Genomic DNA, 14,307 nt, shown 5'->3' with positions numbered 1-14,307 from the left:
CTCGCTGAAGATGTTTATTTTTTAAGTTATAATGTATGGAACGAAAGTTGTTATTTGTAATAAAGGTTAAGGGAAGGTGTTCGTGTGTCAAAACTTCAAGTCTTAGTGGTAGATGATGAATGGAATATGCGGAATTTATTACGGATCTATTTAACCAAGGAAGGATTTGAAGTAAAAGAGGCATCTAACGGGCATGAAGCTTTATCTCTGGCGGGAAAGCATGCTTTTGACATTATTATATTAGACGTTATGTTACCAGATATGGATGGATGGCAGGTATGTAAAGCGATCCGCGAGCAGGATCAGGTAGCCATACTGATGCTGACGGCCCGCTCAGAAACGAAAGACAAGGTGTATGGACTGGGAATTGGTGCTGATGATTATCTAACCAAACCTTTCGAACCTGAAGAATTTATTGCCCGGGTCTACTCCATCATTCGACGGTCAGCTATAACACATTTCTCTATTCAACAACAAGAAACGACAGTGGATTTTGACGGAATTAGAATTTTTCCTGAAGCTCGTGAAGTTTATATTCAAGATGAGCTTGTAGATTTCACGCAAAAAGAATTCGATTTGATCCTGGAATTTGCGAAGAGTCCGCAACGGGTATTTAACAGAGAAGAACTTGTGAGCTTGTTGTGGGGGTATGAACATGTAGGAGATTTCCGTGTTATTGATACGCATATTAAGAACATTCGAGATAAGACGCAAAAGGCAGGGCTTCCATATAATCCGATTCAAACTGTATGGGGGGTAGGATATAAGTTTAATCGAGGTGGTGTACTGAGTGATAAGGAATAGGATTGGACTTAAGCTTGGACTTGTTATTTTGACTGTATTTGTGCTTGTCCTGACCTCACTTGGTTTGGCCATTGATCGCATGTTTACGAATTTTTATAATACTGAAATGCGAACAGAAGTCGATGAACTAACTACACATTTTACGATGATGACAGAATCGCCAAATGTCTCAACAGATACGATGTTACTTAAGTTCGCCGATTTTTCAAATGTGAGTATTGTATATATTGATGACAAGGGAAATATTCAAGCTCATTCAGGGGAAATCGATCCATCGGATACATCTTTTATTCGTTCAGGGGATGTGAAGACTCTTTTTTCAGGCAAGACGGTAAGTCTTGAATATACAAATAAGGCGGGGGAACGTTACTTCGTAGCTGCAAGGCCCATACCTACCGAAGGCGGACAGAACGTCACTTCTTCGCTGTATGTATTATCGTCGACGAAACATATGGATGACTCGATTGCTGCGATCCGCAAATTATTAGTTCTCTCTGGAATCGGCGCATTCCTATTAGCGCTTGGGATCATATGGATCATCGCACAAATTCTCTCGAGACCGTTGATACAGATGCGGGATGTGACACGCAAAATCGCCGTGGGTGATTTCGATGCTAGATTGAGTATTAACAGCAATGATGAAATTGGATCCTTGGCTGAGGCGATTAATAACCTAGCAGAAGACCTACAAAGATACCGGGATACCAGACAGGAATTTTTTGCGAATATATCCCATGAGCTACGGACTCCCATTACGTATCTAGAAGGATATTCTAAAGTAATCAAGGATCGATTATATGACACGGAAGCTGAAAGAGATCAGTATCTGGATATTATCCACCAAGAATCCCAACGTTTACAGCGTTTAGTGAATGATTTATTTGAATTAGCGAAGATGGAGGAAGGAAAGATTAGCCTTTCTTTAGAATGGATGGATCTTACGGAGATCACAGATAATGCGGTACGCAAGATTCAGTTAAAAGCGAATGAAAAAGGATTACAATTGAATACTCATATAAGTAGAGTTGTTCCTTTGATCTATGGGGATGGACTACGTACGGAGCAAGTTCTGATTAATTTATTGGAAAATGCAGTTCGCTACACGGAAAAAGGTGAAATCAATGTCTATTTAAAAGAGGAATCAGGTTTTGTATACATAGCAGTAGAAGATACGGGAATAGGTATTCCGGATGACGAGGTTCCGTTCATCTTTGACCGCTTTTATAGGGTGGAGAAATCTCGATCCAGGCAACATGGGGGAACGGGGTTAGGACTTTCCATCGCCAAGAAGCTCATTGAACTACAGGGTGGAGAGTTGCTAGTTACCAGTACCATTGGTCAGGGTACCAGGTTTGAAATCAGGTTTGTTCGAGACGAACAGGAGGAACCAGCATGAGGAGAATCGAATGGGTTCTGGCGATATTCGTTATAGGTATGGGGTTGATGTGTTTACTTGTTTCGGCTAATTCTTTTGGTGAGATATCATTTTCCCAATTTGGACGTACCATGGGACCTTATTGTATAGCGGTATTTATAGTCGTTGGCTTCATTGCCCTTATATATTATTTGATTATGAAGAAACGAAAACGTTGATAAAAAGGGATTCCATTTGGGGAATGATTGGTTTAAGTATTGGAATAACCATAATCCATAAACCCCAGAGATACCGTTTGTATACCGATGATTCAGCCATTGTTCTTTCACCTAGGAGATATAAAAAATTAGAACTCACTTCCAAATTATGAATCCGTTAGGACTAATTGTTCGCGAGTGACATAACTCACTATATCACTTGCATATAAATTAATTATTGTGTATCATAATTAACAACAGCATATTTGTAATTGTAATTAGGAGGAGCCAGTCACCAAGGGCTCCTTCTATTTTTTTGTCCTAAAATAGACAACTGGGAGCTCAAAAATTATGAAAAGGGAGGTCATGATTGTTAATTTTCAGGACACAATAACAATACAATAACATCTGGAGGTTTGTTCATGGAATTCATTCTTTACTTAGTATTAATTATATTTTTTACGAAGGTTGCAGGAGATTTATCCGTACGTATTGGTCAACCGGCTGTACTTGGTAAACTAATCGTCGGTATTATATTAGGACCCGCGGTGCTTGGTTGGATTGGTAATAGTAGCTTTATTGATGAACTTTCAGAGATCGGTGTACTTCTCTTAATGTTTATCGCAGGTTTAGAAACGGATCTAGAGCAACTGAAGAAAAATTGGAAGTCTGCATTTGCAGTAGCTGTTGGTGGAATTATCGTTCCCTTCTTTGGGGGTTATAGTACTGCACTTGCATTTGGATTTGATCAGAACTACGCCTTGTTCTTCGGTGTAATATTCTGCGCAACCTCAGTTAGTATATCCGTACAAGTACTAAAGGAAATGAATAAGTTGAACTCAAGAGAAGGAACTACGATTCTGGGCGCAGCTGTGATCGATGATGTACTTGTTGTCATCCTTCTTGCGGTGATGATGAGTATAGTTGGAACTGGCAATGACATTTCTATTGGTCTCTTAATCGGTAAAAAAGTCCTGTTCTTCGTCGTTGCTTTCTTTGCAGGTTGGTATGTCGTTCCAAAGGTTATGAAATGGATGGCACCTTTAAAAGTTACGGAAGCACTTATCTCAGCCGCCTTATTTATTTGTTTTGGATTTGCGTACTTTGCAGAGTATTTAGGGATGGCAGGAATTATCGGCGCCTTTGCTGCTGGGATCGCGATCTCACAAACGAATTATAAACACACGGTCGAAGAAAAAATCGAACCAATTGCTTACTCCATTTTTGTACCCGTATTCTTTGTTAGTATTGGTCTCAATGTATCATTCGAGGGGCTAGGTCAACAGTGGTGGTTCTTAATCGTCATCACAATTGTTGCTTGCGTAACCAAGTTATTAGGAGGATGGACGGGTGCACGGTTAACCGGTTTTAATTCGAAATCTTCACTTATTATCGGTTCCGGAATGGTAAGCAGAGGTGAGGTAGCCTTAATTATCGCCGCAACAGGTCTACAGGCCGGTTTATTATTACCGCAATATTTTACCTCTGTAATCATTATGGTCATCATCACAACATTAGTGACACCGCCACTTTTGAAAAATTTCTTCCGGGAATAGGAGGATAATTAAAGTCTAATTTTCTTGAAAATAAGGAGTCATATCAAGCCAATACAAAGTATGAAGGACCAGTCAAAACACTTAGGAAATGTGTTCTGACTGGTCTTTTCATTTCACTTAACTCAAAACCACTTTGGTTAATTGTGGTATCATATAACAACAAGATACAACTGAAAGGAGTCTGATTCGTGAAAAGTCTTAAAATGATAGCAACAATCATTAGGAGAGTAGTCATTGTTATATTCGGTATCTTACTAATCATAGAAGCAATTAATCTGATTCCTTGGAACAGTAATGATAAAGCATTCATCACATCATTGGAGCAGGATGGACCCGTCAACAAGTTCGTAATTAATAAAACCATGGATATGGATGGGGACAAATTTACGCTGAAGAAATTATATTCTACACCTAAACAAACCGTGCTCGAATATTCAATAAAGAAGCAAGATCCGGGTGGATGGTCTTTTGCTGAATCAGCGATTAAGATAGTTACTTCTAATGGTGAAGAACTAACCATGCACAGTGGCAGCAGTAGTGGAAATCACTGGGGTGCAACGGGTTATATCAATTTTGACGAATTGAAAGATCCATCAGGGAATATTACCATTAAATATGATTGGTATGATCGGCATGCAACATATGAGATTCCCCTGACGAAGGATGGTGAGGGGCAATGAGCAAGAAGACGATAATTGTTATCGTGGAATGGTGTATTGCTATTGTCTTGGTGTTCCTGTTCTTCAGACTAGATGACGCCTATTTCGGTAGTTTAACTCCAATGAAGGCACATGAACTTTCCGAAAGAAGCTATCATTATGGGCCATCGAAGATCGTGAGGGAAGTTCATTTTGACGATAACACAACCGTTTATTTAGGAGTATACAAAGATTGGTTCTCAGCCGATACCGTTATTAAGCAAGGACTTGGTTGGTATCCAGGTGGGGGAGTTGCTGGCATGAAGATTGACAGTAGTAAGTCCCTCACTTATAACTGGGGCATCACGAGCCGTGATAAGAAACTTAGTCTTGCACAGTTTTATGGGTATGTAACTGATCCGGAAATTACCTCCGTTGTATTGAACACATTGACTCTGAATGGTGACGATAGTGATGTAAGAACGCCTGCCTCTATGAGTCAGGACATTAACGATGATCAAATGTTCCTATTCATATGGAACGATAAAGACCTTAACTCAAATTGGGTATCCATCCAAGGGTTAGATCGAGAAGGCAAGGTTCGATATGAGCAAAAACTGAATTAGAAAAGGGCTCAAAACTAATAAATCGACGCTTGACAAAATAAAACAGGAAGTATCGTTACATATTGGAGGATGTTACCATCGCTGTTAAATGAGAATTTCCTAAATACATGATTATAGTGGTAGAAATTCTCATTTAAAGGCGAACGCTTCGCTTGTCCACATTCCTCCAAAATTCCACTGGTACACGGGTTCTTGTCAACCTTACGTCATATTTTAGATCAACTGCCTTAGGCGCAATCCAATTGCTTAGAGGCGGTTTTTTGTTGTTCCCCTGAATTGTAATATGGGAATACTAGTCATTATGATACAATTAAAAATTATTATTAGATTTGCACAACAATCATATTTAGTACTTGCTAATATGCAGAGTGGAGAGGGCGGAATTGTTCTGAAGAAGTGTTAGCGTTCGCCTTTGCCCTCGGAAGAATAATCCGTCATGGTAGCGCTCATCTACACTTCAGTTTCTTACAAAGTAAATTAGTTAGGATGGTCATCAAATGAAAATTTTGCTGGTGGAAGACGATAAGACGATTGCCTCTGGGCTTGAATATTCACTGCAACAAGACCAATTTGAAACGGTGCTTTGCCATGATGCAACATCCGCGAAACAAGTGTTATCAGAAGATTTAGCGCAATTCACTTTATGTATATTTGATCTATCCTTACCAGATGGAAGTGGATATGAATTGTGTAAGTTAGTGAAAGAACGTAGCGATATTCCCGTTATTTTTCTGACGGCGATTGATGATGAAGTTAATGTCGTGATGGGACTTGATATGGGTGCAGATGATTATATAACAAAACCTTTCCGGATACGGGAGCTACTCTCGCGGATTAAATCGGTCTTGCGGAGATACCATAAACAGAGCCCGATTAAATCAACGATTGAACTAGATCATGTGCGGATTAATACACTGGAAGGTAAGGTTTATAAGCATGACGAAGAGATCTCTATGACCGCGCTAGAGTATCGTTTATTACTTATTTTCGCAAATCATATTGGACAAATCCTTTCAAGAAATCAGTTGCTAGAACAAATTTGGGATGTGGCAGGAGACTTCGTGAACGATAATACATTAACTGTGTACATCAAAAGGTTGCGGGAAAAGCTAGAGGATAATCCGCAAGAACCTACGATCATCAAAACAGTGCGTGGTTTAGGCTATAAGGTTGGTGATTAATATGCTGCGTAATCGAGAGTACCGGATGGTTCTACTAATCATGTCCGTGATCAGTCTTATAGCGGTTGCGATTGCAGCTATGATATCGACAGTTGCTGTCCTACTCATCATCATTTCCTCAGTATTGCTTATCGGCTGCTGTGTTGTTTTTACGAGATGGAGATACCGTGAGATTGAGAAACTATCCGGTTATTTGCGCCAAATTATCGGAGGAGATTATTCGCTAGATGTTCGTGATAATCAGGAAGGCGAACTTAGTATTCTGAAGAATGAAATATACAAAGTAACCCTCATGTTATCTGAGCAGAGTTCATTGTTACAACATGATAAAGACAAGCTTACAAATGCGATTTCTGATATATCCCATCAGCTCAAAACCCCGCTAACCTCCATGACCATGTTGGCAGATCTACTAAGTGATACAGACCTACCGGCTGAGAAAAGAACCGAATTTACACACAATATTCGTACCCAGTTAGAGCGGATCGGTTGGCTTGTATCCTCTTTATTAAAGTTCTCAAAAATTGACGCAGGAACAGCACAATTTAAACATAGTCAGGTAGCAGTAGACATGCTTATACAGAAATCACTAGTTCCTGTCCTCATTCCGATGGACATTAAAGAGCAATCGCTCTCTATAGAAGGCGAGCAAAACGTATCTTTTATGGGTGATCTTAATTGGACAACAGAGGCTATCATTAATATTCTAAAAAACTGCGTTGAACACACGGGAGTAGGTGGGAAAATTTCAATTTCCTATCATGAGAACGCCCTGTTTACACAGATTATAATTGCTGATATTGGCAAAGGAATTCCCAAAGGAGACTTGCCTTATATTTTCAAACGATTCTATAAAGGAAAGAATGCGAGTGAGGAGAGCGTCGGTATAGGACTTGCTCTGGCACACAGTATTATCACAAGTCAACATGGTGCTATTGATGTGAGAAGTGAAATAGGGAAGGGAACCGAATTTGTTATTAAGTTTTATAAACAAGTTATTTAACGATAGGTTGCTTAAGTGACTATACTGTCACTTAACAGTCACTTGAAAGTCATGATAGACAGATATACTGATCTCATCACGCAAATGGAGGTCTTTTATAAATGGATATTTTAAAGATAGAACATCTGTCTAAAACATATGGTAAAGGCGAGACAGCGGTAAAAGCACTTGATGATGTTTCTTTTTCGGTAAAAAAAGGGGAGTTCGTCGCAATTATCGGTCCGTCTGGCTCAGGAAAATCAACGATTCTACATATGCTAGGTGGTGTGGATCGACCAACGAGTGGAAAAGTTTATGTAGATAACACGGACATTTATAGCCTAAATGAATCCCAACTAGCAATCTTTAGACGCAGACAGATCGGGCTGATTTATCAGTTCTTTAACTTGATTCCGGTCTTAACTGTTGAAGAGAATATTACTCTGCCATTGTTGCTTGATCAACATAGAGTGGACAAGAAGCAATTTGCTGATATCGTAAAGACTCTGAATCTAAAAGATCGCTTAAATCATCTGCCCAATCAATTGTCCGGCGGACAGCAGCAGCGAGTATCGATCGGTAGAGCTCTAATTAGTAATCCCTCAATTATGCTGGCTGATGAGCCAACGGGTAATTTGGATAGTAAAAATAGTAACGAAATCATCGACTTGCTAAAGATGTTTAATAAAACCTTTAATCAGACGCTAATCGTGATTACGCATGATGAACGGATTGCATTGCAAGCGGATCGAGTCATTGCCATTGAAGATGGAAGGATCGCCAAAGACGAGGTGATTCGTCCATGAATATCGTCAATAAATTAACGATTAGGCATTTGAAACAAAATAAACGACGAACGCTAGTCACAATCATAGGGGTTATAATTTCCGTTGCTATGGTTACGGCTGTTGCCACGCTTGGTATTTCCTTTATGGGGCTCATGCAAAGGCAAACCATTGCAACGGAAGGTGAATGGCATGTCCTTTACAAGAATGTTAATAAGAATCAACTTGGGACAATTAAGAATGATGACGATACAAAAGCTTTAATCATATCACGTGACCTGGGATACTCACCTCTAAAAGAAGGCCAAAATGAAAACAAACCTTATTTGTATATCAAAGAATATAATGCCCATGGCTTTAAACAGTTTCCGGTTAAACTGAATAAGGGAAGACTTCCTCAAGCCGCTGATGAGGTTGTGATTTCTGAGGAAGTTGCAAACAATGCCAAAGTAAATTACAAGATTGGTGATACTTTAACCCTTGATATTGGTGAACGCTTAGGGAACGATGGTGAGGGTAATGAGGTAGAGTTAACGCAAATCAATCAGTTGCAAACTGATGATGGTAAAATAACTGAAAACTTGAGGAAGAAGAAATCGGCTACTTACACTGTTGTTGGATTTATAGAACGTCCTACATGGGAACCGACATGGTCACCTGGTTATACTGTCCTTAGTTATGTGGATGAAAATATACTAGGTTCGGATGATACAGTTAATGCTTTGGTTGTATTAAACAAAGTTAAAGGTTCTTTATTCACTCATGCAGAAGATGTCGCAAAGGCAATTCATATAGACAAGAGCTCAGTTAAATTTAACAATGAGCTATTACGCTATTATGGTGTAACCAATGATGATGGAATAAGAGGTATGATATTATCATTGTCCGTGATCATCATGACGGTTATTATAATAGGATCTGTATCGTTAATATACAATGCGTTCGCTATTTCCGTATCAGAACGTGCTAGACATTTAGGTATGCTCTCAAGTGTAGGTGCTACCAAAAGGCAAAAGAGGAATTCAGTGTTCTTTGAGGGGGCTATCATTGGGTTAATTAGTATTCCAATTGGGGTAATTAGTGGTCTAGTTGGGATTGGAATAACCTTTTGGTTAATTAATTCAATCATCCAAGGTGCATTGGGAATGACAGAGAGTTTGACGGTGATCGTCACACCCTCATCCATATTGACTGCTTGCGGTATATCGCTGCTGACGATATTCATTTCAACGTATCTACCAGCTAGGAAAGCTTCCAAGATCTCTGCAATTGATGCAATTCGGCAGACAACGGATGTTAAGCTGACAGATAAATCTGTGAAGACATCCAAGTTGATTCGTAAAGTCTTCGGAATCGAAGCCGAAATAGGGCTCAAAAACTTAAAAAGAAATAAACGTAGGTACCAGGCAACGGTATTTTCACTCATTATAAGCATTGTTCTGTTCCTTACAGTATCCTTTTTTACGTCTAATTTGCATAAATCACTGGAACTATCTCAGGATGGTGTGAATTATGATATCCAGGTTATATATTGGGGGGAACAGTCAATAAATGATCAGTTTAAGACGATTAGTTCATTAAAAGATGTTACGGAATCCACCCCCATTAAACAACTAGGTGTAGATACGTTAATCGATGAGGGTTCGATTGCACCTCCATTACGTGAATCCGTGAAGAAAGATAAAAGCCTGCTAGTAGAAGGTAAATACCCTTACTTTGTCAGTGTAAATACACTTTCTGACGAAAATCTTCAAGCTTATGCACAAGCAATTGGTGTCAATTATGATAAACTTCAAGACCCAGAACATCTATCCGCTATTTTAATTGATAAGACCACTTACAAAGATGATATAGCCAAGAAGTATGTTGAAACCAAGGCGATTACGACGGAAATTGGTCAGAGTCTTGAGTTAACTTATTATGATATAGAATCCGAGGAATCTAAACACTTAAATAAGGTAGAAGTTGCTGCATTGACTGATCAGCTTCCAATGGGCATTCGTCCAGCAATTGTAGGGGGATTAAATATCATCGTTTCCGAGTCAGTAATGGATCAATTGATCGCTGATAAGAAAGATTTGAATGTTAATCATTCCTTGTACCTGAAAAGTAAGAATCCATTGGCTACACAACAGGCTATTGAAGAAATGAAGGTTTCTAATTTTGCTGTTATTAATGTGTATCAAAATAGACAACAAGAAGAACAAATGATCATGTTAATGTCGGTATTCACTTATGGTTTTATCGCATTAATTACGGCGATTTCGATTGCAAATATCTTTAATACGATCTCAACGAGCATAACCTTGCGTAAACGTGAATTTGCAATGTTAAAATCCATTGGGATGACACCCAAAGGCTTTAATAAGATGATTAACTATGAGAGTATCTTCTATGGTATCAAGTCATTGCTGTATGGTCTTCCAATCAGTATTGTTGTCATGTATCTGATTTATAGATCACTCACGAACAGTTTCGATTACGGATTCTCACTTCCATGGGATAGTATTGCATATGTAATTGTTGCCGTATTTCTCATGGTTACTTCTGCAATGCTATACTCCATTTCAAAAGTTAAAAAAGAGAATATCATCGATGCCTTAAAGCAGGAGAATATATAAACGAGACATATCGGACAATGACTAGGCCATATCTTCTAAGAGGTTGAACTTTCTTCGAACCGTATAGGAGGGGCTGTTTATGTCAGATGCTTTTGTTACTCGTTCGTTAGACGAAATACGGTTTTGGTCACGGATCATGAAAGAACATTCGTTATTCCTACGTTTAGGCTTCCGAGCAGAAGATACACAACTTATTGCGGAGGCAAATCACTTTCAAGCGATTTTCGAGGATATCGAAAGAAGATCGCATGTATTCTCAGTGGATACAGACCCACAGACCATCAGGGCGTTTAATACAGAAGTGCAAAATGCGGCTACACACATCTGGGCGTTTAAGAGGAGAATACTTGGTCTAATACTGCAGTGTAAACTTCCAGGGGGAACTAATTTCCCCCTATTAGTTGATCATGTAAGCCGCGAGGCTAACTATTTTCGAAACCGATTAGATGAATTGAATCGCGGAAGATTAGAGCCATTACATGATGCGATAATTGACGAGAATCTCTTTTTCTTGAAAATCATGGCGGATCACGCGAAATTTATTGGTCATTTGCTTGATCCTTCAGAACGCAAATTAGTTGATCAAGCTCGGGAATTCAGTCATGAATTTGATCAATTAGTGTTTCAAGCGATAGATCTAAGCTCCATGCGCCCGCAATCACAAACAGTACCCTTATTAAGTCAATTTGTTGATGAGAATAAAGTATCGGTTAAGTCATTACGTGACTTTAAGAAAACAGCAAGTGATTTGATTGAACAATGTAGAATCAAAAGCATAATTCATCCACTTCTAGCGGATCATGTGTTTCGTGAAGCAGAAAGATTTCTTATTATTCTTGATATGTTCGACCAGTCCCTGTCAGGTCATAAAGTAAATAAGCGAGAGATTTTGTTCTGAAGTAGCATTAATCTTACTACTATAGCAATATACAGCCCTTCCACTAATCAACTCGGAAGGGCCATTTTTTGTTACCTTTCATTATAAATAAAACTCATACCCTTTGGACACCCTACCAAATGTTGGTAGTCCATTTAATGATAAACCGCATTACTCTAAGCCTGATCGAAGATCATTGTAATTTTAAAGTAATAAATATCACATAATCGGTGTATTTTTTTAAAAAATATGTGACGTTTGTTGCTGCAATAGTGGTATAATGGTCCTATTGAGGTTTTTTTCACAATTAAAAATCAGCAAAGTTACTACGAAGGAGAGTTAGATATGTCAGACGTAATTATTCAAACAGATTCTGAACAAGATTCACCAAAAGTATCTGTTACTAACGAACATTTGAATGTTCTAGACCAGCTCTTAAAGCCAGAAGTTCAGGAATCGTTAACTGTTCTAGTGAACCAGTTGCCCCAAATAACGCAACTTATTAATGTACTTACCAAATCCTATGACTTTGTACAATCGGTAGCTACGGATGATGTTTTGAAGAGCGATACCGTTGGTGCAATTAAAGAACTTTCAGAACCTGTTATAGGCTCAGTGAAAAATATGGCAGCAACCGTTATTGAGGCGAAAGACCGTGCCGATGCAAGTCAAGAGACGATTGGTGTTTTTGGTCTGATGAAAATGATGAAGGATCCACAAGCTCAGAAGCTGTTCCGTTTCGTTAATGCTTATCTTCAAATCGCAAACGAACGCAGCAGTCAGGTTAAATAATTATCACTACAATTTATTCGTAAGGACGGAGGAAACATCGTGTCTAAACATATTGTTATTTTAGGAGCAGGTTATGGTGGTTTGCTAAGTGCTTTAACCGTGCGTAAGTATTTGAATAAGGATCAAGCCAAAATTACTGTCATAAATCAATACCCTACACATCAAATTATTACAGAATTACATCGTCTTGCAGCAGGTAGTGTTGCAGAACGTGCTATTTCTATGCCGCTTACTAAACTTTTTACTGGTAAAGATATCGATTTGAAGATTTCAAAAGTAAAGACTTTTTCTGTTGATAATAAGCAGATTACTCTTTCTGATGGTTCCAATCTTACCTATGATGCTCTTGTTGTAGGTCTAGGAAGTACCACTGCTTACTTTGGAATTCCAGGGCTTGAACAATATAGCATGGTATTAAAATCAGCAGCAGATGCTAATCGAATTCAAGGTCATATTGAAGAGCGTATTCGTGAATATGCCAAGACGAAGAATGAGGCTGATGCAACCATTCTCATTGGTGGTGGTGGACTAACGGGTGTTGAGCTCGTAGGTGAAATTGCTGATGTACTACCACAACTCGTTAAAAAGTATGGTGTTGATCCTAAGGAAATTAAACTCCTGCTCGTTGAAGCAGGTCCAAAGATTCTTCCAGTCTTGCCAGATCCATTGATTGAACGGGCTACAGCAAGTCTTGAGAAACGTGGAGTTAAATTCTTAACGGGGCTTCCTGTTACCAATGTGGAAGGCAATGTTGTTGATTTGAAAGACGGACAAAAGATTGTGACCAACACGTTTGTTTGGACTGGTGGTGTTCAAGGAAACCCACTCGTAGGAGAATCAGGTCTTGAAGTTAACCGTGGACGTGCCACTGTAAATGAATTCTTGCAATCAACTTCACATAAAGATGTATTCGTTGCTGGTGATAGCGCTGTTTGCTTCGGGCCAGACGGTCGTCCATATGCGCCAACAGCTCAAATTGCTTGGCAAATGGGTGAGCTAATCGGTTACAATCTATATGCTTACTTGAATGATAAATCGATGGAAACTTTTAGTCCGATCAATTCGGGTACACTTGCTAGCTTAGGACGGAAAGACGGGGTTGCCATCGTTGGTGCTAACTCTACACCATTAAAAGGTTTACCAGCATCCTTAATGAAGGAAGCAAGTAACATCCGTTATTTGTCCCACATTCATGCTTTGTTTAGCTTAGCTTATTAAACTATTTAGACCATTATCGATGACTCACCAATGAACACTTTTAAACAAAGTGCTCATTGGTGGGTTATTTTTTTGTAGCTTTATAATATACCTTAAATTAATACATGTTAATCATTCGATAGGAGTGAGGATAATGGAAGCATTCTTATTCAAGCAGATCGCCTTTGTTCGAGCACAAATATTGAAATTGTTGGACGATGTTTCTGAAGAAATGGCAGACCAGATCCCCGAAGGATTCCGAAATAATATTCATTGGAATCTGGGGCACATCTATATTATCCTGGAACGATTCGCTTTTCATTTCTTGAACCTTCCGGAGCAATTGCCAGACGGATTTAAGGAACAATTCGCAATAGGCAGTTCACCATTAACGACTCCAGATACCGTACCTGTTCCAAGTTTTCAGGAGTTAAAGATCTTGCTGCAGGAACAACCTGAACGGATTCGAGTAGCCCTCGCTCAACGTCTACAGGAAAAGATTGATCCACCTTATACAACATCATCCGGAATGACCTTAGAAACGCCGGAACAGTTCCTCATCTTTGGTATATATCATGAGGCTCAGCACTTGAATACCATAAAATATTACAAAAAAGTGTTATCACATTAATATGGAAGGTGGATATCATCTGAATCAGATGATACCCACCTTTTT

At 39.0% G+C, this 14,307-nt stretch carries 14 protein-coding genes; all 14 read left to right on the top strand.

The window, feature by feature from the left end; all coding sequences use genetic code 11:
• Nucleotides 1-84 precede the first annotated feature (84 nt).
• The 14 genes from IEW05_RS09930 (at nucleotide 85) to IEW05_RS09865 (ending at nucleotide 14,262) form a co-directional block, all read left to right on the top strand.
• Complete coding sequence (locus tag IEW05_RS09930) at nucleotides 85-804, top strand: response regulator transcription factor (RefSeq protein WP_188538213.1); 720 nt, start codon at nucleotides 85-87, stop codon at nucleotides 802-804.
• Nucleotides 791-2,200 (top strand): sensor histidine kinase, encoded by a 1,410-nt coding sequence (locus IEW05_RS09925; RefSeq protein WP_188538212.1) that lies wholly within the window; start codon nucleotides 791-793, stop codon nucleotides 2,198-2,200. The genes IEW05_RS09930 and IEW05_RS09925 overlap by 14 nt, the downstream gene beginning before the upstream one ends.
• Nucleotides 2,197-2,397: a hypothetical protein gene (locus tag IEW05_RS09920; RefSeq protein ID WP_188538209.1), complete on the top strand. Its 201-nt coding sequence runs from the start codon at nucleotides 2,197-2,199 to the stop codon at nucleotides 2,395-2,397. Before IEW05_RS09925 ends, IEW05_RS09920 begins: the two co-directional genes overlap by 4 nt.
• A gap of 401 nt (nucleotides 2,398-2,798) precedes the next feature.
• Nucleotides 2,799-3,932, top strand: a complete 1,134-nt coding sequence (locus tag IEW05_RS09915; protein WP_188538207.1) for a cation:proton antiporter — start codon at nucleotides 2,799-2,801, stop codon at nucleotides 3,930-3,932.
• 188 nt (nucleotides 3,933-4,120) lie between these two features.
• Entirely contained in the window at nucleotides 4,121-4,612 is a 492-nt protein-coding gene (locus IEW05_RS09910; RefSeq protein WP_188538205.1) for a DUF5643 domain-containing protein, read from the top strand.
• Nucleotides 4,609-5,196 (top strand): hypothetical protein, encoded by a 588-nt coding sequence (locus IEW05_RS09905; protein WP_188538203.1) that lies wholly within the window; start codon nucleotides 4,609-4,611, stop codon nucleotides 5,194-5,196. Before IEW05_RS09910 ends, IEW05_RS09905 begins: the two co-directional genes overlap by 4 nt.
• A gap of 497 nt (nucleotides 5,197-5,693) precedes the next feature.
• A complete protein-coding gene (locus tag IEW05_RS09900; RefSeq protein ID WP_188538201.1) occupies nucleotides 5,694-6,377 on the top strand; it encodes a response regulator transcription factor in 684 nt (227 codons plus the stop codon).
• Nucleotide 6,378: 1 nt separating this feature from the next.
• Nucleotides 6,379-7,380: a sensor histidine kinase gene (locus IEW05_RS09895; RefSeq protein WP_188538198.1), complete on the top strand. Its 1,002-nt coding sequence runs from the start codon at nucleotides 6,379-6,381 to the stop codon at nucleotides 7,378-7,380.
• A 101-nt stretch (nucleotides 7,381-7,481) separates the two neighbouring features.
• A complete protein-coding gene (locus IEW05_RS09890) occupies nucleotides 7,482-8,165 on the top strand; it encodes an ABC transporter ATP-binding protein (protein ID WP_188538196.1) in 684 nt (227 codons plus the stop codon).
• Nucleotides 8,162-10,765 carry an FtsX-like permease family protein gene (locus tag IEW05_RS09885; RefSeq protein WP_188538195.1) on the top strand — a complete coding sequence of 868 codons (2,604 nt, stop codon included), beginning with the start codon at nucleotides 8,162-8,164 and terminating at the stop codon, nucleotides 10,763-10,765. The genes IEW05_RS09890 and IEW05_RS09885 overlap by 4 nt, the downstream gene beginning before the upstream one ends.
• 79 nt (nucleotides 10,766-10,844) lie before the next feature.
• Nucleotides 10,845-11,663 (top strand): DUF2935 domain-containing protein, encoded by an 819-nt coding sequence (locus IEW05_RS09880; RefSeq protein WP_188538194.1) that lies wholly within the window; start codon nucleotides 10,845-10,847, stop codon nucleotides 11,661-11,663.
• 324 nt (nucleotides 11,664-11,987) lie between these two features.
• On the top strand, nucleotides 11,988-12,434 hold the full coding sequence (locus tag IEW05_RS09875; RefSeq protein ID WP_188538193.1) for a helical membrane plugin domain-containing protein: 447 nt from the start codon (nucleotides 11,988-11,990) through the stop codon (nucleotides 12,432-12,434).
• A gap of 39 nt (nucleotides 12,435-12,473) precedes the next feature.
• On the top strand, nucleotides 12,474-13,652 hold the full coding sequence (locus IEW05_RS09870) for an NAD(P)/FAD-dependent oxidoreductase (protein WP_188538192.1): 1,179 nt from the start codon (nucleotides 12,474-12,476) through the stop codon (nucleotides 13,650-13,652).
• 133 nt (nucleotides 13,653-13,785) lie between these two features.
• Nucleotides 13,786-14,262: a DinB family protein gene (locus IEW05_RS09865; protein WP_188538191.1), complete on the top strand. Its 477-nt coding sequence runs from the start codon at nucleotides 13,786-13,788 to the stop codon at nucleotides 14,260-14,262.
• Nucleotides 14,263-14,307: the final 45 nt, after the last annotated feature.

The sequence above is a fragment of the Paenibacillus segetis genome (assembly GCF_014639155.1).
Taxonomy (GTDB): Bacteria; Bacillota; Bacilli; order Paenibacillales; family Paenibacillaceae; genus Fontibacillus; species Fontibacillus segetis.
The sequence above is the reverse complement of the archived record's forward strand: the minus strand, read 5'-3'. Positions and strand labels throughout refer to the sequence as shown.